The organism is Rhodoferax koreense (assembly GCF_001955695.1).
Classification (GTDB): domain Bacteria; phylum Pseudomonadota; class Gammaproteobacteria; order Burkholderiales; family Burkholderiaceae_C; genus Rhodoferax_B; species Rhodoferax_B koreensis.
The window spans coordinates 1,635,933-1,659,178 of the sequence record NZ_CP019236.1 but is presented as its reverse complement, the minus strand read 5'-3'; the positions used below and the strand labels follow the sequence as shown (position 1 = coordinate 1,659,178).

At 67.7% G+C, this 23,246-nt stretch carries 21 protein-coding genes and 1 pseudogene; 9 read left to right on the top strand and 13 right to left on the bottom strand.

The genetic code is table 11. The annotated features are described in order from the left end of the window. Positions 1-33: 33 nt before the first annotated feature. Together RD110_RS07750 and RD110_RS07745 are read left to right on the top strand one after the other, a co-directional pair. Positions 34-1,287, top strand: a complete 1,254-nt coding sequence (locus RD110_RS07750; RefSeq protein ID WP_076198244.1) for an AAA family ATPase — start codon at positions 34-36, stop codon at positions 1,285-1,287. Next, positions 1,284-2,174 carry an HNH endonuclease family protein gene (locus tag RD110_RS07745; RefSeq protein WP_076198242.1) on the top strand — a complete coding sequence of 297 codons (891 nt, stop codon included), beginning with the start codon at positions 1,284-1,286 and terminating at the stop codon, positions 2,172-2,174. The genes RD110_RS07750 and RD110_RS07745 overlap by 4 nt, the downstream gene beginning before the upstream one ends. A gap of 26 nt (positions 2,175-2,200) precedes the next feature. On the opposite strand, the gene RD110_RS07740 is transcribed toward RD110_RS07745, so the two are convergent. Together RD110_RS07740 and RD110_RS07735 are read right to left on the bottom strand one after the other, a co-directional pair. Further along, the gene (locus tag RD110_RS07740) at positions 2,201-2,605 is read right to left on the bottom strand and encodes a group II truncated hemoglobin (protein ID WP_076198240.1); all 405 of its coding nucleotides are present in this window, start codon (positions 2,603-2,605) and stop codon (positions 2,201-2,203) included. A gap of 11 nt (positions 2,606-2,616) precedes the next feature. Beyond that, the gene (locus tag RD110_RS07735; protein WP_076198238.1) at positions 2,617-2,997 is read right to left on the bottom strand and encodes a winged helix-turn-helix transcriptional regulator; all 381 of its coding nucleotides are present in this window, start codon (positions 2,995-2,997) and stop codon (positions 2,617-2,619) included. 51 nt (positions 2,998-3,048) lie between these two features. Here RD110_RS07735 and RD110_RS28525 point away from each other — a divergent pair. Together RD110_RS28525 and RD110_RS07730 are read left to right on the top strand one after the other, a co-directional pair. Beyond that, positions 3,049-3,297: pseudogene (locus RD110_RS28525) on the top strand (nuclear transport factor 2 family protein); the annotation flags it as partial. A gap of 24 nt (positions 3,298-3,321) precedes the next feature. Then, entirely contained in the window at positions 3,322-4,146 is an 825-nt protein-coding gene (locus RD110_RS07730; RefSeq protein WP_076204602.1) for an SDR family oxidoreductase, read from the top strand. Between the two features lie 18 nt (positions 4,147-4,164). Here the strand turns inward: RD110_RS07730 and RD110_RS07725 are convergent, their stop codons facing one another. Continuing rightward, positions 4,165-6,693, bottom strand: a complete 2,529-nt coding sequence (locus RD110_RS07725) for an ABC transporter permease (protein WP_076198236.1) — start codon at positions 6,691-6,693, stop codon at positions 4,165-4,167. A 104-nt stretch (positions 6,694-6,797) separates the two neighbouring features. Beyond that, the gene (locus tag RD110_RS07720) at positions 6,798-8,582 is read right to left on the bottom strand and encodes a diguanylate cyclase (RefSeq protein WP_083686144.1); all 1,785 of its coding nucleotides are present in this window, start codon (positions 8,580-8,582) and stop codon (positions 6,798-6,800) included. A 157-nt stretch (positions 8,583-8,739) separates the two neighbouring features. On the opposite strand from RD110_RS07720, the gene tam reads away from it, so the two are divergent. Next, the gene (gene tam / locus RD110_RS07715; protein WP_076198232.1) at positions 8,740-9,504 is read left to right on the top strand and encodes a trans-aconitate 2-methyltransferase; all 765 of its coding nucleotides are present in this window, start codon (positions 8,740-8,742) and stop codon (positions 9,502-9,504) included. 16 nt (positions 9,505-9,520) lie between these two features. Beyond that, positions 9,521-10,459: an SMP-30/gluconolactonase/LRE family protein gene (locus RD110_RS07710; protein WP_076198230.1), complete on the top strand. Its 939-nt coding sequence runs from the start codon at positions 9,521-9,523 to the stop codon at positions 10,457-10,459. 17 nt (positions 10,460-10,476) lie between these two features. On the opposite strand, the gene RD110_RS07705 is transcribed toward RD110_RS07710, so the two are convergent. The 7 genes from RD110_RS07705 to apbC all read right to left on the bottom strand — a co-directional run bounded on the left by RD110_RS07705 (position 10,477) and on the right by apbC (position 18,434). Continuing rightward, positions 10,477-10,812 (bottom strand): c-type cytochrome, encoded by a 336-nt coding sequence (locus RD110_RS07705; protein ID WP_239467196.1) that lies wholly within the window; start codon positions 10,810-10,812, stop codon positions 10,477-10,479. Continuing rightward, positions 10,809-11,651 carry a formate dehydrogenase accessory sulfurtransferase FdhD gene (gene fdhD, locus RD110_RS07700; protein ID WP_083686143.1) on the bottom strand — a complete coding sequence of 281 codons (843 nt, stop codon included), beginning with the start codon at positions 11,649-11,651 and terminating at the stop codon, positions 10,809-10,811. Before fdhD ends, RD110_RS07705 begins: the two co-directional genes overlap by 4 nt. Then, the gene (locus tag RD110_RS07695) at positions 11,638-11,904 is read right to left on the bottom strand and encodes a hypothetical protein (RefSeq protein ID WP_076198228.1); all 267 of its coding nucleotides are present in this window, start codon (positions 11,902-11,904) and stop codon (positions 11,638-11,640) included. Before RD110_RS07695 ends, fdhD begins: the two co-directional genes overlap by 14 nt. Positions 11,905-11,907: 3 nt before the next feature. Next, a complete protein-coding gene (locus tag RD110_RS07690; RefSeq protein WP_076198226.1) occupies positions 11,908-14,250 on the bottom strand; it encodes an FdhF/YdeP family oxidoreductase in 2,343 nt (780 codons plus the stop codon). A 270-nt stretch (positions 14,251-14,520) separates the two neighbouring features. Continuing rightward, on the bottom strand, positions 14,521-16,152 hold the full coding sequence (locus RD110_RS07685) for an OFA family MFS transporter (RefSeq protein WP_083686142.1): 1,632 nt from the start codon (positions 16,150-16,152) through the stop codon (positions 14,521-14,523). Positions 16,153-16,383: 231 nt separating this feature from the next. Further along, positions 16,384-17,346, bottom strand: coding sequence for a LysR substrate-binding domain-containing protein (locus RD110_RS07680; RefSeq protein WP_076198224.1), 963 nt, complete (start codon positions 17,344-17,346; stop codon positions 16,384-16,386). Further along, on the bottom strand, positions 17,343-18,434 hold the full coding sequence (gene apbC, locus RD110_RS07675; protein WP_076198222.1) for an iron-sulfur cluster carrier protein ApbC: 1,092 nt from the start codon (positions 18,432-18,434) through the stop codon (positions 17,343-17,345). The genes RD110_RS07680 and apbC overlap by 4 nt, the downstream gene beginning before the upstream one ends. A gap of 137 nt (positions 18,435-18,571) precedes the next feature. Between apbC and RD110_RS07670 the strand changes: the two genes are divergently transcribed. Beyond that, entirely contained in the window at positions 18,572-19,801 is a 1,230-nt protein-coding gene (locus RD110_RS07670) for a patatin-like phospholipase family protein (protein WP_076198220.1), read from the top strand. An 80-nt stretch (positions 19,802-19,881) separates the two neighbouring features. Next, complete coding sequence (gene metG, locus RD110_RS07665; RefSeq protein ID WP_076198218.1) at positions 19,882-21,960, top strand: methionine--tRNA ligase; 2,079 nt, start codon at positions 19,882-19,884, stop codon at positions 21,958-21,960. Positions 21,961-21,967: 7 nt separating this feature from the next. On the opposite strand, the gene RD110_RS07660 is transcribed toward metG, so the two are convergent. Beyond that, positions 21,968-22,339 (bottom strand): hypothetical protein, encoded by a 372-nt coding sequence (locus RD110_RS07660; protein ID WP_076198216.1) that lies wholly within the window; start codon positions 22,337-22,339, stop codon positions 21,968-21,970. A 126-nt stretch (positions 22,340-22,465) separates the two neighbouring features. Next, positions 22,466-22,972: an outer membrane protein assembly factor BamE domain-containing protein gene (bamE, locus tag RD110_RS07655; RefSeq protein WP_076198214.1), complete on the bottom strand. Its 507-nt coding sequence runs from the start codon at positions 22,970-22,972 to the stop codon at positions 22,466-22,468. A 36-nt stretch (positions 22,973-23,008) separates the two neighbouring features. Here bamE and RD110_RS07650 point away from each other — a divergent pair, with 36 nt between their 5' ends. Next, positions 23,009-23,215, top strand: a complete 207-nt coding sequence (locus RD110_RS07650) for a DUF3460 family protein (protein ID WP_076198213.1) — start codon at positions 23,009-23,011, stop codon at positions 23,213-23,215. Positions 23,216-23,246: the final 31 nt, after the last annotated feature.

Sequence of the window (23,246 nt, the reverse complement as noted above, 5' to 3'; positions counted from 1 at the left end):
CTTCGACGTTATAACCGCGCACCCGGAGGCGCGATGTACATCCACCAGTTGTCGGTTCGCAACCTGCGCAGCATCGCGGCGCTGGAGGCCAATTTCGCCTTCGATGGCCAGCGTTACGGCCCGGCCAGCGGCATGGTGCCGCCGCGCCTGGCCAACGTGAACGTGATCCTCGGCGACAACGGCGTGGGCAAATCCTCGCTGCTGCAGGCCGTGGCGCTGGCGGTGCTCGGGCCTGATGCCGGCGATTTGCCGACACGGCCGATGGTGCGCATGCAGCCCGGCGGGGACGCTGCCCGCAGCCGCGCGGTCGGCGCCCATGCGGCCGAGATCGAAGCCGTCTTCGCTTCCGCGGCATCTCCTCGGGGTGCGCGCAGCCTGGCTGCACCCCCGTCCGTCCACAGCATGCTGCGCATCGTGCGCGAGACCGGCAACACCCGCGGCGAACAGACCGAATGGCTGGGCCCGAACCCCAGGACCCGCGGCGCCGCCCCGGCCGGCTTCGCCGTCGGCTACGGCGCGACGCGAAACGCAGCTGCGGCTGCCTCCGCCACCGCACGCGGCCAGCCGACTTCGCTGCAGGCGCAGCGTTTCGCCAGCCTGCTCGACCACGGCGGCGGCTTGGTGGCGCTGGAGATGTGGATGCCGCAGCTGCAGCGCAGCCGGCGCCGCTTTCAGGAGGCCACAGCGCTGCTCAACCGCCTGCTCGCCCCCGTGTCCTGCCGCTTCACGGGCCGGCGCGACCGCCAGGGTATCTACCTTTTCGAAGGCCAGGCCCCTGTCGCGCTGCCGCTGGCCGCCTGGTCCGACGCGCAGCGCAGCTTCATCGGCTGGGTGGCCGACCTGCTCTACCACCTGTGCGCCGCCTGTCCGCGCGGCCAGGCCCTGGCCGATCAGCCCGGCATTGCGCTGGTCGACGAGATCGACGCGCACCTGCATCCGTCGGTGCAGATGCAGATCGTGCCCACCCTGGCCGCCGCGCTGCCCCGGGTGCAGTTCATCCTCACCTGCCACAGCCCGCTGGTGGTGGGCGGGCTCGACATTGCCAACCTGCTGGTGCTGCGCCGCGCCGGCGACGGCGTGGAAGCCACACGCATCGACCGGCCGGTCTACGGACTCGACGCCGACCAGTTGCTGGTGAGCGATCTTTTCGGCCTGCCCTCCACGCGCGCCGCAGGCCAGCGCGACACCTTGAAACGCCTGGCCACGCAGGCCCGCGGCGGCGATGCCCAGGCCGCGCTGCGCTTCCTCGATGCGCTGGCGCCGGGCCAGGGCGGCGGCGCGCGATGATCCGCTACCCTATCGGCGAAGCCGAACTGCGCCGGCGCATCGAAGACCCTGCGCAGGGCGGCAAGGCGGGGTGGCTGGCGCTGGCCGCCACGGGCCAGGCGGCCGTGGCGAAGGCCGGCCGCTGGACCAACGGGCAGTTCCCGGAACTCTGGACCGACGTCAAGGGCGTCTACATCACGCTGCAGCACTCGAAATGCGCGTACTGCGAAACCGTGGTCGGTGGCGCGGCCGGCCGGGTCGAGTTCGACGTGGAGCACTTCCGGCCCAAGTCGCGCGTGCAGCCGTGGTCGCCTCCGGCACCGCTGGCCGCGTTGAAGATCGTGGTTGCACGAGGCGACGCCGCCGGTTACCACCTCCTGCCCTATTCGATCTGGAACTATGCGGTGTCGTGCAAGACCTGCAACACCAGCTACAAGGGCGACCGCTTCCCCACCGCCGCCGCGCCCGCAAAAACCAGCGCCGCGACGGCTGCGCTCAAGGCCGAGAAAGCCTATCTGGTGTATCCGATCGGCAGCCGCGACACCGACCCGCAAAGTCTGATCGGCTTCAACGGCGCCTCGCCCTGCGCCGTGGCCAAGAGCGGTTTCCCACGGCAACGCGCGCTGGTCACCATCGCCTTCTTCGGACTGGACGACGCCGACCGGCGCGGTGACATCTTCAAGGCCCGTGCCGGTGTGATTCTGGCGGTGGGCATGTGCCGCCAGTTGCTGGTGGCGGCCAACGCGGCGACCAAGGCCAAGCTGCAAAAGCGCCTGGACGCCTTCCTTTCGCCTGCGGCGCAACACAGCGCTTGCGCCCAGGCCTTCAACGCGTTGTGGGACGCGGATCCGGCCCTGGCCGCCGACTTCATGGACAAGGCCGACGCGCTGTTCCAGAGCAGTTCCTGAGCGGTCCCAAGCGGCCTAGCCGTAGCTCAGACCCCCTTGTTGCGCATCCAGTCCGCGGTCTGGAAGAAACTGGCCTTGAGCCGCTGGCGCAGGTCGTCCGGCACGCCGGTCTCGCCCATCGCCTGGTCCATGCAGGCCAGCCACTGGTCGCGCTCCAGAATGCCGATGGCGAAAGGCATGTGCCGCATGCGCAGCCGCGGATGGCCGAACTGCTCGGTGTAGTGCTGCGGCCCGCCCATCCAGCCGCACAGGAACCAGAACAGCCGCTGCCGCGCGTTGTCCAAGGTCGGCCCATGGGCGGCGCGCAGGGCCGCGTATTGCGGCTCGAGTTCCATCAGGTCGTAGAACCGCTCGACCATGGCCTTGATGCGGTCCTCTCCGCCGATCCATTCGAAAGGGGTGTTGAAGGGCGCGGGTTCTTCGGGTGTCATGGGCGGGGATTCTAGGTGTCCCGTTGTTCGCCCCACTGCAGGATGGCGTCGAGTGCCGGACACAGCGCCTGGCCCCAGGCCGTCATGCGGTAGTCGACTCGCGGCGGCACTTCCGGATACACCGTGCGCGCAACGATGCCATCCGCCTCCAGTTGACGAAGCTGCTGCGCCAGCATCTTCTGCGAGATGCCGTCGATGCGTTTTTCGAGGTCCGAGAAGCGCTGCACCTGACCGCCGAACAGATGGAACAGGATGACCAGCTTCCAGCGCCCCTCCACCAGGCCCAGGAGTGCCTCGATGTCGATGGCCGCCGACAGCGGCGTGTAGACCTTGCGCTGGGCCGGGGGATTGGCCCCACGCAAGGCACTTACTTCCTGGTGCGTACTTCTCATGCGATCAGGATACCCCGAGCATCAAGACCTCGCGACCTCCAAGCCATCACCATGACACTCGAACACCATCCCGCCCTCGCCCGCTACCTGGAAGCACAGCGCCTGCGCGACCCCTCGCGGCTCGATGCCTGCTTTGCACCCGATGCCACGGTCCACGACGAAGGCCAGACCTGGCAGGGCCTGGCGCAAATCCAGGCCTGGAAGCAGGCGGCCCAGGCCAAGTACCAATACGACCTCACAGCGATCAGCCTCACGCCCCAGGACGGCCAGCTCAAGCTGCTGACGCGGGTGGCGGGAAACTTCCCCGGCAGTCCGGTCAACCTGATGCATGTCTTCACCGTCGCGGACGACAAGATCCAGTCGCTGGCGATCCGCAACCCGGTCCAGCTCGAAGGCCTGCGCGCCCTGGTCACCGGCGGCACCAAGGGGGTCGGCGCGGCCGTGGTGACCCGGCTGAGCGCGGCTGGCGCCCGGGTGTGGACCACGGCGCGCTCGCGCCCGGCCGATCTGCAGGCGGAGAGCTTCACCGCGGCGGACGTGAGCACGGCCGCAGGCTGCCAAGCAGTGGCCGAGGCCGTGCAGGCGAAATTCGGCGGCGTGGACATCATCGTGCATGTGGTCGGCGGCTCCAGCGCCCCGGCCGGCGGCCATGCCGTGCTGGACGACGCGCAATGGCAGCGGGCAATCGACCTGAACCTGCTCCCCGCGGTGCGGCTCGACCGCGCGCTTCTGCCCGGCATGCTGGCGCAAGGCTCTGGCGTGATCGTGCATATCACGTCCATCCAGCGGCAGTTGCCGCTGCACGAAGCCACGCTCGCCTACGCCGCGGCCAAGGCCGCGCTCTCCAACTACAGCAAGGGCCTGTCGAAGGAAGTCAGCCCAAGGGGTGTGCGTGTGGTACGGGTTTCGCCCGGCTGGGTGGCAACCGAAGCAGCCGTGGCGCTGGTGCGGGAGATCGCCCGCCAGAACGGCACCGACGAGCACGCCGCCCGGCAGTCGTTGATGGCTTCCCTCGGTGGCATTCCGCTTGGCCGGCCCTGCCGACCCGGGGAGGTGGCCGACCTGGTGGCGTTCCTGGTGTCGCCGCAGGCCGGCGCGATCACCGGGACGGAGTACGTCATCGACGGCGGCACGGTGCCGACGGCCTGAAGGCCGGCCCATGCCGGTTCAATCCGAAGCGCTGCGCAGCGTCAGCATCACCGGCCGGCGCAAGATCTCGCGCAGCCCCCACCAACCGGCTGCCAGCGCCAGCACGGCACCGGCCAACGCGCCGAGCACGGGCACCCACAGCGACGAGGTCCAGGCGAAGTCGAACACGAAACGCGCCAGCGCCCAGCCCACGGCCACGGCCGCGAGGCTGGCCAGGAAACCGGCGAGCAGGCCGACGCCGGCGAGTTCGGCGCGCTGCACCTGGCGCAGCAACGCGGCCGGCGCACCCAGCGCACGCATGATGGCGAATTCGCGCGCGCGCTGCTCGCGCGTGGCGGTGATGGCGGCGAACAGCACCACCAGCCCGGCGGCGAGCGTGAAGCCGAACAGGAATTCAACCGCGCGGATCACCTGGTCCAGCACGCGCTGTACCTGGGCCAGCGCGGTGCTGAGATCGACGTTGGTGACATTGGGAAAAGCCCGCACCAGGCTGTTGTCGAAACCCTTGGTGTCCGGTGCGCGGAAGGCCGTCATGTAGGTCACCGGCACGTCGGGCAGCGTGCTGACCGGGTAGATCACGAAGAAGTTGGCGTGCATCGAGCCCCAGTCCACCTTGCGCAACGAGGTGATCTTCGCATCGGTCTGCTGCCCGCCCATGTCGAAGCGCAATGAATCGCCGAGCTTCAGGCCGAGCGTCTTGGCGATGCCTTCCTCCACGCTGATCGCACCGGGCTCCTCGTCGGTCCATTTGCCGGCGACGATCTCGTTGTGCGGCGGCCGGGTGGCGCTGTTCGACAGGTTGAACTCGCGGTCGACCAGGCGCTTGGCGCGGTCGTCGGTGTAGTCGTCGGGCGAAACCGGCTTGTCGTTCACGGCCACCAGACGGCCGCGGATCATCGGGTACCAGTCGTACTGGCGCACGCCACCGTCGCGCAGGGCCTTCTGGAACGGTTCGTTCTGCTCGGGCATGACGTTGATCACGAAGCGGTTGGGCGCATCGGCCGGCGTGGCCTTGCGCCAGCTGTCGACGAGGTCGGTGCGCAGCAGCACCAGCAGCATCAGCGCCAGCAGCCCGACGGCAAGCGCGCTCACCTGCACCACGGCATAGGCCGGCCGCGCCGAGATCTGGCGCGTGGCCAGCACCAGCCAGCGCGGCGCCGTGGCCTCGTTGACGCTGCGCCGCAACAACATCACGCACACCCAACTCAGCGCCGCAAACACCAGCACCGCCGCGCCGAAGCCGCCGACCGCGATCAGCCCCAGTTTCACATCGCTGCTGGCCGCCAGCAGCAGCGCCGCGAAGCCGAGCACGCCCAGGCCGAGCGCGGCCACCGACGTCGGCTTGAGGTTGCCCATGTCGCGCCGGATCACGCGCAGCGGCGGCACCTGCGCCAGCTGCAACACTGGCGGCAGGCCGAAGGCGCACAGCAGCGTCAGGCCCATGCCCAGGCCGAACATCACGGGCCACAGCGTCGCCGCGGGCAACGTGGCATCGACCAGGCCGGCCAGCAGCGCGACGAAGGCGTAATGCACGCCGAAACCGAGCGCCACGCCGAGTCCGCTCGCGAACAGGCCGACCAGCGCGAACTCGAAGGCATAACTCAGGGCGATGGTGCGCTGGCTCTGGCCCAGCACACGCAGCATGGCGCAGTCGTCCAGGTGATTCGCCGCGAAGCCGCGTGCGGCCAGGCCCACCGCCACCGCGCTCAGCAGCGCCGACAGCAGCGCCACCAGGTTCAGGAACTTGTTGGCGCGCTCCAGCGTCTGGCGCATCTCGGGCCGGCCGCTGTCCAGCGACTCCAGGCGCAGCCCGCGCGTGGCGGGTTTCTTGATCTCGGCATCGGCCCAGGCCACGAAGTCGGCCACCGGGCGCTCGGCGCCGGCCACGGCCAGGCGGTAGGTGAGCCGGCTCGCCGGCTGGACCAGCCCGGTGGCGGCGAGATCCCGCTCGTTGATCATCACGCGCGGCGCGAAGCTCATGAACCCGCCGCCGCGGTCGGGCTCGATGACGATGATGCGCGCGATGCGGAACGCCGAATCGCCCATGAGCAACTGGTCGCCCATGCGCAGGCCGAGCACATCGAGCAGCGGCGCATCCACCCAGGCCTCGCCCGGCGCGGGGATCTCCCGCGTGGCCGCGCCGGGCGCGTTCGGCGCATCGGGTCCGCTGGCCACCTTCAGGCTGCCGCGCAGCGGATAGCCCGGCGGCACCACCTTGAGCGCCACCAGCTTGGCCGCGCCGCCCTGGGCATCCGGGGCCCGGCCCATGGTCGGAAAGCCCACTGTGAGCGCGGTCTGCAGGCCCAGCGCGCGCGCCTGCGCCAGGTAGCCGGCCGGCGGCGCGTTGTCGCTGACCAGCACCGCGTCGCCGCCGAGCAGTTGCCGCGCGTCGCGCTGCAGGCCGCCCTGCAGCCGGTCGGCGAAGAAACCGACCGCGCTGAGCGCGGCCACGGCCAGCGTCACGGCCACGATCAGCAACCGCAGTTCCCCCGAGCGCAGGTCGCGCCAGAGCGTGCGCCAGCCCAGGCGCCAGAAGGAGTTTTTCATAAGTGGCCGCTACCTTAGCGCAAATGCCGACGCCCACGCGGTTCAGGTGGAATTGCGGGCATTGCGGTATTGCGGTATCACGCCCCCGGAGCGGTGCAAGCCCTTCAGGCCGCAGCCAGCGTCGCGGGCGTCGTGTCCTCGTTGAACGCGCTGTCGCCGCGTCCATGCTTCTTCACGAAGTACATGGCCTGGTCGGCCGCATGCATCAGCACGCTCAGGTCGCGCCCGTCGGAAGGAAACCGGGCGATGCCGATGCTGCACCCCACCTTCAGCTGCTTTCCGTCGAAAGGCACCGGCTGTGCGACCAGATGGATCATCCGCTGTACCAGGGCCTGCAACGCCGCGCGGTCGGGCGTGTCGCCGAGCAGCACCGCGAACTCGTCACCGCCCAGGCGCGCCGCCAGATCGCGCCCGCCCAGCACGGACTGCAGGCGCTGGCCGACGGTGGCCAGCACCTTGTCGCCGGCCGCATGGCCGCATTGGTCGTTCACGGGCTTGAAATGGTCCAGGTCGATCAGCAGCACGGCCGCCTGCGTGCTCGTCTCCAGCAGGCGACGTCCATGCTGCGTCCATCCGCTGCGGTTGGACAGGCCGGTCAGCGGATCGGTCTGCGCATCGCGGGCCAGTTGCTCGGCCTTCTGGCCAAGCTCGCCATTGAGCTTGCGCACGAGATGGATGCGGCTGCCCATCGCGACGACGAGCACGGTGATCTCGACCACCAGGCCGAATTGCAGGCCGTCGTAGTGCCAGGGCAGATCCAAGACCCGGAAATTGTTCAGCGCCACACCGGCGGCCGCGAAGAACAGCACCGCCAGCGCGGCCAGGTACCAGCCAGCAGGCCTGAAGCCGCGTTGCAACGCCACGCCTGCGGCGGCGAACATGACGACGGGCGTTGCCAACGACAGGGCCTGGGTGAGGACCAGGGCCCAGCGCGTCGGCCCCAGCAACGCCAGCAGCACGGCCAATCCGCACAGCGGCATGAAAGCCAGCAGGCTCCTGGCAAGACGCGGCGCATAACGCGGCAGCTCGAGGAAGCTGCGGCAGAACAGTGCGGCGAAGGCGATCCATAGCGGCGGCGCGGCCAGGACCACGGTCGGCACCCAGGCGCGGGCATCGGCCAGCAGATAGCGGCCGAGATGGCCGTTGAGCGCGGCGATGGTGACGATCGCGAACAGGCAGGCCAGGAAGTGATAGCCATACAGCGGCTCGCGGAACACCGCCAGCAGCATCAGGTTGTAGATCAGCATACCGAGCAGCAGCCCATAACAGATGCCGTTGTACATCGACAGACCCTGCTCGGCCTGGCCGAACTGGACCGCGTCCCACACGCTCCACTGGTAGTACTGCGGCAGGTCGGAGACGGCGCGCAGGTACAAGGTGTACTCGCCCGGCTGCGCCAGATGGAACCGGTACATGGCGCGGTCGCCGTCCAGCGCGGGCTGCGCCGACGGCACGGCCAGGTCGCCGAGGCGCGGAGGTGCCAAGGCCGTGCCATTGACGTCGTAGGGGCCGTACACGCTGAAGTGCTGGAGGATGGAATTGGAGGAGTCGATCAACCAATTGCCGTTGCTGCCTGCCTGGTGCAGCCGCACCTTGAACCAGCGCGCATGCGCATCCAGGCCAGATTGCTGCACGACCGACGACGGCACGGCGAAGCGGTCGTCCAGGGAAGTGTTGCGGATGTCGGCGATGCTCATGCTGCCCTGGACGTCCTCCAGATAGCCGATGCGCCCGACCAGGGAAGTCCCCCCAGGCGCTGCGTCCAGTGTCACCAGTGGCACCACCTCGGCCCGGGCGACGGCAGAGGCGAGCAGGACCCAGCTCCAGGCCAGCACCAAGGCCAGGCAGCAGCTGCGGATCGACAACAGGGGCGGGCGAGACGTCACCATCGATTTGCACAATATTCAGCTGTCTATCGTTATTTGTACACAAAACTTTAGTTGAAAATAATTGAGCACCATGTTACCAGCGGATGCACTCTACCGGCGCGGCCCCGACAGCTACAGTACGCTAGCGCTTCCGCCATCCCGCTCGAAAGGAATCACGATGACCTGGTCAGCCCGACAGTATTCAAGCTTCGAACAGGAGCGAACCCGCCCGGTGCGCGATCTCGTCGCCGCGCTGCAGGTCGAACATGTACGCAGCGCGGTCGACATAGGGTGCGGCCCGGGCAACTCGACCGAAGTACTGGCCCGGCGCTACCCCGGCGCGGTCGTGACCGGCATGGACAGTTCCGACGACATGGTGGCCGCCGCACGCGAGCGCCTGCCCGCGCTGCGGTTCGAGGTGGCCGACATCGCCAGCTGGCAGCCACCGCAAAGCTACGACGTGATCCTGGCCAACGCCTCGCTGCAATGGCTGCCCGACCATGCACGGCTCTACCCGCGGCTCGTGGCGCAACTCGCGCCGGGCGGCAGCCTGGCCGTGCAGACGCCCGACAACCTCGAGGAGCCGGCACACCGCCTGATGCGCGAGGTGGCGGCCGATGGCCCCTGGTCGGCCAAGATCGGCGGTCTCGAACATCCGCCACGCCACAGCGCCGAGTTCTACTACGCACTGCTGCGCCCGGTTTGCAGCCAGGTCGACGTGTGGCGCACCACCTACTTCCACCCGCTCAAAGGCGGCGCGGCTGCAGTGGTCGAATGGTTCAAGGGCACGGCGCTCAGGCCTTATGTGGCGCCGCTCGATGCGGACGAAAAAGCCGCCTTTCTTGCGCGTTACCTCGAAGCCATCGCCAAGGCCTATCCGGCGCTGCCGGACGGCACCGTGCTGCTGCCGTTCCCGCGGCTGTTCATTTTGGCGAGCCGCTGACAAAGAGGATTTCTTCATGTGGCAAGCCAGCGAACGTTATCCCGACCCGGCGATCGAGGTGCTCGATCCGCGCTTTCTCAACTACCGCATCACATCAGCCGCCGTGGAGCGGCTGGCCACCGGCATGCGCTGGGCCGAAGGGCCGGCCTGGTTCGGCGACGGGCGCTACCTGCTGTGGAGCGACATCCCGAACAACCGCATCATGAAGTGGGAAGAGGAAACCGGCGCGGTGAGCGTGTTCCGCAAACCGTCGAACTACGCCAATGGCCACACGCGCGACCGGCAGGGCCGGCTCGTCGGCTGCGAACACGGCGGCCGGCGCGTGGTGCGCACCGAATACGACGGCAGCCTCACCGTGCTGATGGACCGCTTCGAGGGCAAGCGCCTGAATTCGCCGAACGACGTGGTGGTCAAGTCCGACGGTTCGGTCTGGTTCACCGACCCGCCGTTCGGCATCCTCGGTTTCTACGAAGGCGCGCCAGCCCCCAGCGAGTTGCCGACCAACGTCTACCGGCTCGACCCAGTCACGGGGGCGGCCACCGTTGTCACCTCGGCCGTGGCGCGGCCGAACGGCCTGTGTTTCTCGCCCGACGAAAGCCGGCTCTACTTGGTCGAGTCCGGTGCGGTGCCCCGCCGCATCCGGGTCTTCGACCTGAGCCAGGACGGACAGCGGCTCGAAAACGACCGGGTCTTCGTGCAATGCGCGGAAGGCGAGACGCCGGATGGCTTTCGCTGCGACGTGGACGGCAACCTCTGGGCCGGATGGGGCCTGGGCGAGGGCCGCGACGGCGTGCGCATCTTCGCCCCGGAGGGCACCGCCATCGGCCACATCCACCTGCCGGAACGCTGCGCCAACCTGTGTTTCGGCGGCCCGGCGCGCAACCGCCTGTTCATGGCGGCGAGCCAGTCGGTCTATGCGCTGTATGTGAATACCCAGGGGGCAGCCGGCGGCTGAAACGGGGCCGCCACCGATCACGGCGCCGGCTGCGACAGCACCCAGATCGCGAGCAGGCGCGCATCGGCTTCGCTGACCTTGGGCTGGCGCGGCATGATGACGCGGCCCCAGGTGCCCACGCTGCCGCTGCGGATCTTGGCCGCGAGCTGTGCGGGCATGGCCGGGTCGTTCCGGTAGCGCTCGGCGACCTGGGCAAAGCCCGGGCCGACCTGCTTGTGCACCAGGCCATGGCAGGAAAAGCAGCCGTAGTCCTGCGCTTTCTGTTGAGGCGTCGGTTCGTTCGCGCTGCAAGCCAGAACAGGCCACAGCCCGGCCATCAGCCATGCAACACGGAGCCGACGGATGAACATCATGCCGCCGGCACGTAACGCGTCGCGCGCGGCGAGCGGCACAGGCCCCAGAGCTGCAACCCGGCCCGCGTGGCAATCTCCAGCGCAAGCGAGGTGGGCGCAGAGATCGTGGCGAGCATGGGGATGTCGAGCCGCGCGCATTTGCGCACCAGCTCGTAGCTTGCGCGGCTGGACATGACGACAAAGCCGTCTTCCTTCAACCGCCCCTGCAGCGCCAGCCGGCCGAGCAGCTTGTCGAGCGCGTTGTGCCGGCCCACGTCTTCGAGCACATCGCGCAGCGTGCCGTCCGGTGCAGCCCAGCCCGCGGCATGCACGGCGCCGGCCTCGGCATTCAAGGTCTGCCAGGCCGGCATGGCGTCGATGGCGCGCAGCACGGTAGCCGCCGGCATCGACGCCACCCAGGCGCGCGGCGTGATCGCCTCGGGCACGATGTCCAGCGCCTCGAGGCTGTCGATGCCGCAAATGCCGCAACCGGTACGGCCCGCCAGCGCACGGCGCCGTTCCTTCAGCCGCGCGAAACAGCGCGAGGCGATGTCCAGGTGCACTTCGCACGCGGCGGGCGAGCCGAGCAGCTCGACCCCATACACGTCGGCCGGGCTGTCGACCAGGCCTTCGCTCAGCGCGAAGCCGAGCGCGAATTCGTGCAGATCCGCCGGTGTGGCCATCATCACCGCATGCGAGATGCCGTTGAACACCAGCGCCACCGGCACCTCGGCTGCCACCACGTCGTCGCGTGCGGCACCTGTGGGGCCGGTCTGCGCCGAGAATGACCACACGCGGCACGGTGCCAGCGGCTCGGGTATCTGCTCGGTGATGATTGCGTCGTCGTCAGGTGTCGGCATCGGGTTCCTTCAGCGATGGCAGGGTACGCCGGCCCGCCTCGGTGAGGTGGACCATCCAGCGGCCATCGAGCGACTCTACACGCAGCCAGTCCGGACCGGGCTGGCCGCCGATCGTGGCCTCGCTCATGAGGTGCAGCCGGCGCAACAGCACACTCGCGCCGAGGCCGAGCCGCTTGCCCAGCCTCGGCAATGACACGGGCTCGGACGACTCGGCCAGGGCCTGCAGGATGGCGACCGTAAACGCGTCGGCCATGGCTCAAGCCACGCCGGCGTCTGCCTTCAGGGCAGCGCCCGCGTCCACATCGGCAGCATGCGGCACCAGTACCACGGGGATCGATTTCGAGGTCGGCGTGCCGGCGTTCAGCGCGACGGACGACAACGGCACGAGCGGATTCGTCTCCGGGTAATAAGCCGCGATGTCGCCGCGCGGGATGTTGTACGCCACCAGCTTGAACTTGTCGGCACGCCGCTGCTGGCCATCGTCCCACACCGTCTTGATGTCGACCCAATCGCCATCCTTCAAGCCGAGTTGCTTGATGTCGGCGGCGTTGATGAAGACCACACGGCGCTGCCCGAACACGCCGCGGTAGCGGTCGTCGTGGCCGTAGATGGTGGTGTTGTACTGGTCGTGCGAACGCGTGGTGAGCAGCGTGAACACGGTGGTGTCGAGCCCGCGCGATCGCACCTGTTCGCGGGCCTTGTGCGACGGTGTGTCGCGCGGCACGGCATGCGTGAAGAAGCCGGCCTTCTTCGATGCGGTATTCCATTCGCGCTCGCTCGCGGTATTGCGCAGGCGAAACCCGCCCGGCACGGCCACGCGCTGGTTGAAGTCCTTGAAGTCGTCGAACACCGCCTCGATCTTGTCGCGGATGCGGCTGTAGTCCTCGATGAGCCAGAGCCACGGCGTCTTCGAGCGATGACCGATCGTGGCCGCGGCCAGCCGGGCGACGATGGCCGGCTCGGACAGCAGGTCTTCGGACGCCGGCGGGTTGATGCCCGAGGAAATGTGCACCATGCTCATCGAGTCCTCCACCGTCACGCCCTGCGGGCCGGCGGCCTGCACGTCGATCTCGGTGCGGCCCAGACAGGGCAGGATCAGCGCCTCGCGGCCATGCACGATATGGCTGCGGTTGAGCTTGGTCGTGACGTGCACCGTCAGGTCACACTGGCGCAGCGCCTTCCAGGTCTCGTAGGTGTCGGGCGTGGCCGCGGCGAAGTTGCCACCGAGCGCGAAAAAGACCTTGCCCTTGCCTTCCAGCATGGCCTGGATCGACTCTACCGTGTCCCAGCCGTTCTCGCGCGGCGGCGCGAAACCGAACACCTCGCCCAGCCGGTCCAGGAAGGCCGCCGGCGGCTTCTCCCAGATGCCCATGGTGCGATCGCCCTGCACATTGCTGTGGCCGCGCACCGGGCAGGGGCCGGCGCCGGGCCGGCCGATGTTGCCGCGCAGCATCAGCAGGTTCACCAGCATCTGGATGGTGGCCACCGAGTCGCGGTGCTGGGTGATGCCCATGCCCCAGCACAGGATGGTGCGTTCGGCATTGCAGTACACGTCGGCGGCGGCGCGGATCTGCGCCTCGCTCAGGCCCGATTCCTCCTCCAGCAAGGTCCAGGACTCGGCACGCAGATCGGCGGCGAGTTCGGCGAAGCCGGTCGTGTGTTCGGCGATGAAGCCGAGGTCGAGCACCTGGTCGCCGCGGTCCTCGCGCTCGATCACATGCTTCATCATGCCCTTGACCGCGGCCAGGTCGCCGCCCACGCGCAGTTGGTAGTAGTGCGTGCTGATCTCGGTTGAACTGAGGGTGGCCATCTCGAGCTTGTCCTGCGGATCGGCGAAGCGCTCCAGCCCGCGTTCACGCAGCGGGTTGAAGCTCACGATCTTCGCGCCGCGCTTGTGCGCCTGCCGCAGTTCGCCAAGCATGCGCGGGTGGTTGGTGCCGGGGTTCTGGCCGAAGATGAAGATGGCGTCGGCCAGTTCGAAGTCGTGCAGCGTCACCGTGCCCTTGCCCACGCCGATCTGCGGCCGCATGCCGCTGCCGCTGGGCTCGTGGCACATGTTGGAGCAATCGGGAAAATTGTTGGTGCCGTATTCGCGCACGAACAACTGGTACAGGAAGGCCGCCTCGTTGCTGGCCCGGCCCGAGGTGTAGAACACGGCCTGGTTCGGATCGGGCAAGGTGTTCAGATGCCGGGCGATGAGGGCGAAGGCGTCGTCCCACGCGATCGGCACGTATTTGTCGCTGGCCGCGTCATACACCATGGGATGCGTCAGCCGCCCTTGGTCTTCGAGCCAGAAGTCGCTTTGCTTCGCGAGTTCGGCAACGGTGTACCGGTCGAAAAGTTCAGGGCCGGCGCGCCGCGCGGTAGCCTCGGCTGCCACGGCCTTCACGCCGTTCTCGCAGAACTCGAAGGTGGAGGCGTGGTTGCGGTCGGGCCAGGCGCAGCCCGGGCAGTCGAAGCCGTCGGGCTGGTTCGCCGACAGCAGCGTCTTCGCGCCCTTGAGCGCAATGTCTTGTTTCAACAGCGCGTTGGTGACGCTGCGCAACGCCCCCCAGCCGCCCGCGGGGCCCTTGTAGAGCTCGATCTTTTGTTCTTGCATGCGGCAGTATTGGATGCGGCTTGATCCAGGTCAAATTGAATCGGGACATGCGGCGATTCAATTTGGAAATGAGGAATCCGGGTGGGCATGGTGCTCCGTCGTGCCTCGGTAGACTTCATGGCCTCAATTGACGTTGTTGGCCACGCTGCCCTTGCCCGAAGAATGGCTCGCTGCGGAGCCGGCCCATAGCTGGTTGCGCGAGACGCTGATGACGTTGTGCCTCTGCGCCCTCGCCGTCACCGAAGGCCGGTACCGGGAGCGCACCCTCCCTCAGTTGAAGAACTTGGCCGCGCTCACCAGCGTCTTGTAGACGCCCCAGGCCAGCGGAATGCCCACCGCGGCCCAGGCCAGCGCCACCGTCAACGGGCTCACCGCGTCGGCGTTGCCGCGGCCGCTGCCGACCTCGGAAGCCGATGCCTTTTCATGCGCCAGTTTCTTCTCCACCGCGAGTTCGGCGTCCGTCATGAAGTGTTTGTCCGCCAGCGGACGCACCAGCAGGTTGGCGACGAGGCCGATCACCAGCATGCCGACCAGGATGTACATGGTCTGGTTGTAGACCTGTTCGCGCGGGATGCCCAGGCCGAGCTGGTATTCGCGCATGTAGTTCACCACCACCGGGCCGAGGATGCCGGCCGTGGCCCAGGCGGTGAGCAGGCGGCCGTGGATGGCGCCGACGAATTGCGTGCCGAACAGATCGGCCAGGTAGGCCGGGATGGTGGCGAAGCCGCCACCGTACATCGACAGGATGATGCAGAAGGCGCCGACGAAGGCCAGCTTGCTGCCCGCGCCCGCACTTGACGGGATGCTGAAGTACAGCAGGCCGCCGAGCACGAAGAACACGCAATACGTCATCTTGCGGCCCAGCTTGTCGGACAGGCTGGCCCAGACGAAGCGGCCACCGATGTTGAACAGGCTCAAGAGCGCGGTGAAGCCGCCGGCCACGGCCGCGATGGCCGCGAGCTGCGCCTTGTCGAGTTCGGCGAACTTCTGCGGCACGCCGATGAGGGCGCCGCCGAACACTTCCTGCAGCATGGGCGAAGACATGCCGATCACGCCGATGCCGGCGCTCACGTTCATGCACAACACGGTCCACAGCAGCCAGAACTGCGGGATGCCCCAGACCTTCTTCACGTGCACATGGCGCTGCGTGATCATCGTGTTGGCGGTGGGCGGCGGCGGCGTCCAGCCGGCGGGCTTCCAGCCCGTGGCCGGCACGCGGTAGCCGAGTGCGCCGGCCATCATGAACACGAAGTAGACCAGCGCCATGACGACGAAGGTCTGCAGCACGCCGGCGCTGGTGGGCGTGGCGAAAGACTTCATCAGCTCCACGGCGAGCGGCGAGCCGATCATCGCGCCGCCGCCGAAGCCCATGATGGCCATGCCGGTGGCCATGCCGCGCCGATCGGGGAACCACTTGATCAGCGTGGACACCGGCGAGATGTAGCCCAGCCCCAGGCCGATGCCGCCGATCACGCCCGAGCCGAGGATCATCAGCCAGAACTGATGCAGGTGGATGCCCAGCGCCGACAGCAGCATGCCGCCACACCAGCACAGGGCGCTGACGACGCCGGCCTTGCGCGGGCCCACGCGTTCGAGCCAGCCGCCCCAGATGGCCGCCGAGCAGCCGAGGAACACGAAGAACAGCGTGTACATCCAGCCGAGCGTGGCGATGCGCCAGTCGCAGTCGGTGGCGAACAGTTCGGCGAAGAAACTCATGTCCTTGGCGCAGGCCTGGGCCCCGGTGCCGGCCGTGGCCAGCATCTTGGACAGCGGCAGCCAGAACACCGAGAAGCCATAGGCCATGCCGATGCACAGGTGGATGGCGAGCGCGGCCGGTGGCACCAGCCAGCGGTTGAAGCCGGCGCCGGCGATGATGCGCTCCTTCTCCAGCCAGCCGGGCATCGCCGATGGGCTGGCAGGGCCGCCCGCTGGCAGTGTGGCGGTTTGGAAGGTGTCCGAAGATGGTCCGGCCATAAGGCTCCTCAAAGTTGGGGTTGACAACGTTGCGGTGCCGGAGATCGCCGTCATCCGCAAACGAAGCCGCGGAGTGTACTTTTCGTAACCCCGTCGATCCAATTGGATCGGCACATGGTGCAATTCAGGAAAAAAATGAAGGGGAAACCCTGGGCGAGGTCAGTTCGGCAGCGGGAACTCGGTCATCGGCGGCAATTGCTGCAGCCAGGTTTCGTCCTGCATCAGCGCGATGGCGGCCTGCAGCGCACGCGACACGCGGTCGCTGTTGTGCGTCATGAAGCCCAGCGGCGTCTGCAGCAGCGGCTCGACCAGCGGCCGGGCCTCGAAGGCGGCGTCGTGGCGCAACAGCTCAAGCGCCGCGCCGGGCAACACGCTGGCCAGCGCGCCGGCGCCCACGCTGCGCGCCAGGGTGTGGATCGAGTTGGTCTCCATGGCCGGCGTGACCAGCACGCCCGCGGCCTCGAAGGCCTGGTCGACGATGGCGCGGTTGTGCATGTCGGGCGTGAGCAGGCACAACGGCAAGGCGCCCGCCTCGGCCCAGGACATCGGCGCGCCGAGCCGCCAGGCCGGCTCTGCACCGGGCTCCTCGCCGGGACCGGAAGTGCGCTGCACCAGGTAGTAGCGCTCCGTGCATTGTGGCCAGACGGCCAGGCTCACGTTGCGTACGCGGGTGCGGTCGGTGTAGCCCAGGGCCAGGTCGAGCGACATGCTGTCGAGAGCGGTCTCGATCTCGAGCGAGCTCAGCGAGATCACCGTGGGCATGATGCCCGGATGGCGCAGCTGCAGCGCGATGGCGAAACGCGAGAGGATCGGCATGGCGGTCGGCACTGCGGCCAGCCGCAGCCGCCCGCTGGGCTGCGTGGCTTCGTTGTGCAGCCGCTGGCGCAACAGTTCCTGCTCGTGCAGCATGCGCTGCGCGGTGGCGAACACGGCCTCCCCCTCGGCCGTGAGCCCGGCGAAGGTGCGGCCACGCTTCACGATCAGCACGCCGAATTCGCCTTCCAGCGCGCGCAACGCGTTCGACAGCGCCGGCTGCGTGATGTGGCAGGCCTGGGCCGCGCGGCCGAAGTGGCGGTGCTCGTTGAGCGCCACCAAATAACGCATGGAGGCGAGGACGTTCAAGTGTTTTTACTGATGGAAATGGTCGGGAACTTGGAAGAAAAGTCCTTGTTCTTCCCCGCGATCGACACCGCCACCTGGCGCGCCACGGCCTTGTACAGCGCGGCCACCTCGCCGTCCGGATCGGCCGCCACGGTGGGATTGCCGGTGTCGGCCTGCTCGCGGATGCGGATGTCCAGCGGCAGCGCGCCGAGGTAGTCCATCTGGTAGTCGGCCGCCATCTTCCTGCCACCGTCGGCGCCGAAGATGTGCTCCACATGGCCGCAGTTCGAACACACGTGCACCGCCATGTTCTCGACGATGCCGAGGATCGGCACGCCGACCTTCTCGAACATCTTGATGGCCTTCTTGGCGTCGAGCAGCGCGATATCCTGCGGCGTGGTGACGATCACCGCGCCCGTCATCGGCACGCGCTGGGACAGCGTGAGCTGGATGTCGCCGGTGCCCGGCGGCAGGTCGACGATGAGGTAGTCCAGGTCCTTCCAGTTGGTCTGGCGCAGCAGCTGTTCCAGCGCCTGGGTGGCCATCGGGCCGCGCCAGATCATGGCCTCGTCCTGCGCCACCAGGAAGCCGATCGACATCACCTGTACGCCGTGGTTGACCATCGGCTCCATGGTCTTGCCGTCGACGCTGTCGGGCCGGCCGGTGATGCCCATCATCATCGGCTGGCTCGGGCCGTAGATGTCGGCGTCGAGCAGGCCCACGCTGGCCCCCTCGGCGGCCAGTGCCAGCGCCAGGTTGGCAGCGGTGGTGCTTTTGCCCACGCCACCCTTGCCGGAGGCGACGGCCACGATGTTCTTCACGCCGGGCAGCAACTGCACGCCGCGCTGCACGGCATGCGGCACGATCACGCTGGACAGGTTCACGCTCACGTTCCGCACGCCTGGCACGGTGCGGGCGGCCGCGGCCAGCGCCTCGCGCAAGGCCGGTATCCGGCTCTTGGCCGGGTAGCCCAACACCACGTCGAATGCCACGTCGGCGCCCGCCAGCTGGAAGTTGCGCACGGCCTTGGTGGAAACGAAATCAAGGCCGGTATGGGGATCGACGACGGTGGCGAGCGCGTCGAGGACGAGTTGTTGGGTCACGGACATTGGGGGTTACTCCTGGGGGCCTGTAGTCTAGCGAAGGCCTGCCGACCCCGACGTCCGTCGGGCCATCGCACAGAACTGCCGCGGAATGCTATATATTCAATAGCAAAAGAAGAGACATCCATCGCCCTCCGAAGCGCATGACAACGCCATTGCAAGCCCAACGGCCCGTCGCCTCCCCGTCCACGGGGTTGCTGCTCACGGGCGGCGGCGCCCGCGCGGCCTACCAGGTCGGCGTGCTGCAGGCGCTGGCGGATCTGCGCCGGGCCAGCGGCGCCAGCGACCAGGGCAATCCGTTTCCGATCATCGCCGGCACCTCGGCCGGCGCCATCAATGCCGCGGCGCTGGCCTGCGGCGCCGACGATTTCGACGGCACGGTGCGCCGCATCGCCGAGGTCTGGCGCGGCTTTCACGCCGGCCAGGTGTACCGCGCGGATTCGCTGGGCGTCGCCCGCACCGGGGCGCGCTGGCTGGGCCTGTTGTCGGTGGGCTGGATGCTGGCGCAATGGCGCCGCGTGCACCCGCGTTCGCTGCTCGACAACAGCCCGCTGCACGACCTGCTGAAGCAGCTGGTGCCGCTGGAGCGCTTGCCCGAGCTGGTGCGCCAGGGCCATCTGCATGCGCTGGCGGTCACCGCTTCGAGCTATAGCTCGGGCGAACACGTGACCTTCTTCGACGGCGACGCCGATCTCCAGCCTTGGACACGGTCGCAGCGCCAGGCGGTGCGCGCGCCCATCACCCACGCGCACCTGCTGGCCTCGTCGGCCATTCCCTTCGCGTTCGCCGCCGTGCCGCTGCCCATGCAGGGCGGCACCGAGTATTTCGGCGACGGCTCGATGCGGCAGTCCGCGCCCATTGCGCCAGCCATCCATTTCGGGGCCGAGCGCATCGTGGTGATCGGCGCGGGCCGCATGCACGAGCCACCGGGCGAGGCCCCCACGCTGGGCAGCGAAACCTACCCGTCGCTCGCGCAGATCGCGGGCCATGCGCTGTCCAGCATCTTCCTGGACGCGCTGTCGGTCGACGTGGAGCGCGTGCGCCGCATCAACCAGACGCTGGCGCTGATCCCGGCCGAACAGCGCCACCTCAGCACCCTGCGCCCGATCGAGCTGCTGGTGATCGCGCCCTCGCAGCGGCTGGATGCGGTGGCGGCCCGCCACGTCCAGAGCCTGCCGCCGGCGGTGCGCGCCATGCTCAGGGGGCTCGGCATGGGCTCGCAGGAAGCCGACGCCAAGGGCTCGGCGCTGGCCAGCTACCTGCTGTTCGAGGCCGACTACACCCGCGAGCTGATGGCCCTGGGCCATGCCGATGCCTGCCGGCAGAGCGCCGAGATCTGCGCGTTCTTCGGCTGGCCGGCCATCGCGCTGTAGCCGTCGCGCCAGCCTGGCGGGTTTGGGCGGGCGCGGCACGGCCGACTAAAATCGGGGGCTGTTTTGAAAGCCCGCAGTCCATGCCACGCCAAATCTTTGTCACCACCGCCCTGCCCTACGCCAACGGCAACTTCCACATCGGCCACATCATGGAATACATCCAGGCCGATATCTGGGTGCGGCACCAGCGCATGCAGGGCAACCTGGTGAACTTCGTCGGTGCGGACGACACGCATGGCGCGCCGATCATGATCGCCGCCGAAAAAGCCGGCAAGACGCCGCAGCAGTTCGTGGCCGACATCGCCGCCGGCCGCAAGCCCTACCTCGAAGGTTTCCACATCGCCTTCGACAACTGGCACAGCACCGACGCGCCCGAAAACCACCAGCTGGCCCAGCAGATCTACCGCGAGCTCAAGGCGGCGGGCCTGATCGCGAGCAAGACCATCGAGCAGTTCTTCGACCCCGAGAAGAACATGTTCCTGCCCGACCGCTTCATCAAGGGCGAGTGCCCGAACTGCCATGCCAAGGACCAGTACGGCGACAACTGCGAGGTCTGCGGCAAGGTCTATGCGCCGACCGACCTGATCAACCCGTACTCGGCCCTTTCAGGTGCCAAGCCCGAACTCAAGAGCTCGGAACACCTGTTCTTCGAACTGTCGAACCCACGCTGCGTGGAATTCCTGGAAAAGTGGACGCAGGACGGCCGGCTGCAACCCGAGGTGGCCAACAAGGTCAAGGAATGGTTCACCGTGCGCACCAACCCGGACGGCAGCACCAGCGAAGGCCTGGGCGACTGGGACATCAGCCGCGACGCGCCCTACTTCGGCATCGAGATCCCGGACGCACCGGGCAAGTATTTCTACGTGTGGCTCGACGCGCCGGTGGGCTACCTCGCCTCGCTGAAGAACCTGCTCGACAAGCGCGGTGAAGACTTCGACGCCTACATGGCCAATCCGGACCTGGAGCAGTACCACTTCATCGGCAAGGACATCGTCACCTTCCACACGCTGTTCTGGCCGGCGATGCTGCACTTCAGCGGCCGCAAGACGCCGAACTCGGTGTTCGTGCACGGCTTTCTCACCGTCAACAACGGGGAGAAGATGAGCAAGAGCCGCGGCACCGGCCTGGACCCGCTCAAGTACCTGAGCCTGGGCATGAACCCGGAATGGCTGCGCTACTACATCGCCGCCAAGCTCAATGGCAGGAACGAAGACATCGACTTCAACGCCGAAGACTTCATGGCGCGCGTGAACAGCGACTTGATCGGCAAGTATGTCAACATCGCCAGCCGCGCGGCGGGCTTCCTGGCCAAGCGCTTCGGCGGCGCGCTGGGCGCGGTGTCCGAAGACGGCATCGCGCTGATCGAGGAACTGCGCTTCGAGGCCGAGTCGATTCAGCGCTACTACGAGCAGCGCGACACCGCCCGTGCGCTGCGTGAAGTCATGGCACTGGCCGACCGTGTGAACGCCTATGTCGATGCCAACAAGCCTTGGGAGCTCGCCAAGAAGGAAGACGCGCGCGAACGGCTGCACGACGTGTGTTCGGCCTGCGTCGAAGCCTTCCGCCTGCTCACGCTGTACCTCAAGCCGGTGCTGCCTGCGCTCGCGGCCGAAGTCGAAAGCTTCCTGAAAATCGCGCCGCTGCAGGACGGCGACGCCGTCACGCCATTGCGCCCCGGCCATGTGATCGGCGACTACAAGCACCTGATGCAGCGTGTCGACATCAAACAGCTTGATGCATTATTTGAGGCTCCCACGCAATCAGAGACTGCGCTGGCAGCTACGGAAAAAATAGCACCAGGCGGTGAAGAAATTGCACCCCTGATCACCATCGATGACTTCGCGAAGATCGACCTGCGCATTGCGAAGATCGTGAACTGCGAACCCGTGGAAGGCTCGACGAAGCTGCTGCGCCTGACGCTGGACGTGGGCGAAGGCCGCGAACGCAACGTGTTCAGCGGCATCGCCAGCGCCTACAAGCCGGAACAGCTCGTCGGCAAGCTCACGGTGATGGTGGCCAACCTCGCGCCGCGCAAGATGAAGTTCGGCGTGAGCGAAGGCATGGTGCTCGCGGGCAGCCATGGCGACGACAAGGTGGACGGTGGCATCTACGTGCTCGAACCCTTCCCTGGCGCGCAGCCGGGCATGCGCGTGCGCTGAAAGGGCCTCAGGGCTTGGCGGGTTGGGGCTTGCCGGTGCGGTCGTCGCCACCGGCGTCTTCGACATCGCCACGGCTCACCGGTGCGCTGGTGCCAGCCGCATAGCTGCGGTCGTTGCCAATGGCGCCGCGGGCGCTGTAATCGCTGCCGCTGCTGTCGCTGGGGCCAACCGGTGGGCTGCCGTCGGCGCGGCCGGCACCGTCGGCCCGCTCCGATGGCAGCACACTGCCGTACTGGTGCGCGCTGTTGTCGTCGCCATAACCGCCACCCGCTTCGTTGCCGCCGTTGCCGTCACCGCTGGCACTGCCGTATGCGTTGGTGTTGCGATGGCCATCATGGTCGCCGCGGCGCTGGTTCAGCGGATTTTCTTTTTTGTCCATCTCGCATCCTTTCGGTTCTTGCCCGAATCGGGCCGTGATACAAGGATGCACAAGGCGATGTGCCGCACGGGCCGGTGTGTGGCCCATCCAGACGTAGGCGCCGACCGACGGTGAATTCGCGGTGGGTCAGCGGTTGGTTCCGCCGTCGGTCTGCGGATCGGGTACCGAGCCGGTGCGCAGCACGCGGTAATCGTTGTCGAAGGTGACGGTGAAGATCAGCTGCTGCTGGTCGCGGCGGTAGCGCCAGTCGTAGTCGACCTCCTTCTTCAGCGCGAAGGGGGTGATCTTCATCGGCTTGCCGAGCATCTTGCGCACGTCCTCCATCATCATGCCGGGCTGCACCTTGGCGAAATTCTCCGGCGTGAGCACCTGGCGCAGCGCGCTCATCTTGCCGTCGGGGCCGATGGTGATCATGTAGTTCTGCGTGCCCGCGGGCTGGCGGTTGTATTCCAGGGTGCGGCCGCCGCCGGGCGCGTCCCAGATCTTCTCGGGTTCGCCGAACTTCGCGCGCACGTCGGCCTCGGTGGCCACGCCTTCCTCGAGTTCGGCGATGCGTTGCGGATCGCAGCCGGAAAGCAGCAGCGCCGCCAGACAGGTTCCCAAGCAAATTTTCTTCAAACGACTGGCAACCATCGCTCCCCCGTAAAATCAAGCAAAGAGGTTAAGTCTATGTCCATATTTCGCCGTCCCGATTACCAGTCCGACACCACGCAGTTCATCGACCAGCTGAAGGCCCAGAAGCCCGAGCTGGAGGCCCAGCAACGCGCCGGCCGCGCGCTGCTGTGGGACAAGAACGTGGACCGCGCCGCCTGGCGCGAATACCGCGAAGCCCAGGTCGAACAGCAGCCCTACGTCTACCAGACCCAGGTCAAATAGACCCCGCGTTCATCATCGAATCCATTGCCAG

Excerpts from the sequence above, each read along its gene's own strand:
- RD110_RS07750 (WP_076198244.1), top strand. The coding sequence starts at position 34 with ATGTACATCCACCAGTTGTCGGTTCGCAACCTGCGCAGCATCGCGGCG.
- RD110_RS07745 (WP_076198242.1), top strand. The coding sequence starts at position 1,284 with ATGATCCGCTACCCTATCGGCGAAGCCGAACTGCGCCGGCGCATCGAA.
- RD110_RS07740 (WP_076198240.1), bottom strand. The coding sequence starts at position 2,605 with ATGACACCCGAAGAACCCGCGCCCTTCAACACCCCTTTCGAATGGATC.
- RD110_RS07735 (WP_076198238.1), bottom strand. The coding sequence starts at position 2,997 with ATGAGAAGTACGCACCAGGAAGTAAGTGCCTTGCGTGGGGCCAATCCC.
- RD110_RS07730 (WP_076204602.1), top strand. The coding sequence starts at position 3,322 with ATGCATGTCTTCACCGTCGCGGACGACAAGATCCAGTCGCTGGCGATC.
- RD110_RS07725 (WP_076198236.1), bottom strand. The coding sequence starts at position 6,693 with ATGAAAAACTCCTTCTGGCGCCTGGGCTGGCGCACGCTCTGGCGCGAC.
- RD110_RS07720 (WP_083686144.1), bottom strand. The coding sequence starts at position 8,582 with ATGGTGACGTCTCGCCCGCCCCTGTTGTCGATCCGCAGCTGCTGCCTG.
- tam (WP_076198232.1), top strand. The coding sequence starts at position 8,740 with ATGACCTGGTCAGCCCGACAGTATTCAAGCTTCGAACAGGAGCGAACC.
- RD110_RS07710 (WP_076198230.1), top strand. The coding sequence starts at position 9,521 with ATGTGGCAAGCCAGCGAACGTTATCCCGACCCGGCGATCGAGGTGCTC.
- RD110_RS07705 (WP_239467196.1), bottom strand. The coding sequence starts at position 10,812 with ATGATGTTCATCCGTCGGCTCCGTGTTGCATGGCTGATGGCCGGGCTG.
- fdhD (WP_083686143.1), bottom strand. The coding sequence starts at position 11,651 with ATGCCGACACCTGACGACGACGCAATCATCACCGAGCAGATACCCGAG.
- RD110_RS07695 (WP_076198228.1), bottom strand. The coding sequence starts at position 11,904 with ATGGCCGACGCGTTTACGGTCGCCATCCTGCAGGCCCTGGCCGAGTCG.
- RD110_RS07690 (WP_076198226.1), bottom strand. The coding sequence starts at position 14,250 with ATGCAAGAACAAAAGATCGAGCTCTACAAGGGCCCCGCGGGCGGCTGG.
- RD110_RS07685 (WP_083686142.1), bottom strand. The coding sequence starts at position 16,152 with ATGCCCGGCTGGCTGGAGAAGGAGCGCATCATCGCCGGCGCCGGCTTC.
- apbC (WP_076198222.1), bottom strand. The coding sequence starts at position 18,434 with ATGTCCGTGACCCAACAACTCGTCCTCGACGCGCTCGCCACCGTCGTC.
- RD110_RS07670 (WP_076198220.1), top strand. The coding sequence starts at position 18,572 with ATGACAACGCCATTGCAAGCCCAACGGCCCGTCGCCTCCCCGTCCACG.
- metG (WP_076198218.1), top strand. The coding sequence starts at position 19,882 with ATGCCACGCCAAATCTTTGTCACCACCGCCCTGCCCTACGCCAACGGC.
- RD110_RS07660 (WP_076198216.1), bottom strand. The coding sequence starts at position 22,339 with ATGGACAAAAAAGAAAATCCGCTGAACCAGCGCCGCGGCGACCATGAT.
- bamE (WP_076198214.1), bottom strand. The coding sequence starts at position 22,972 with ATGGTTGCCAGTCGTTTGAAGAAAATTTGCTTGGGAACCTGTCTGGCG.
- RD110_RS07650 (WP_076198213.1), top strand. The coding sequence starts at position 23,009 with ATGTCCATATTTCGCCGTCCCGATTACCAGTCCGACACCACGCAGTTC.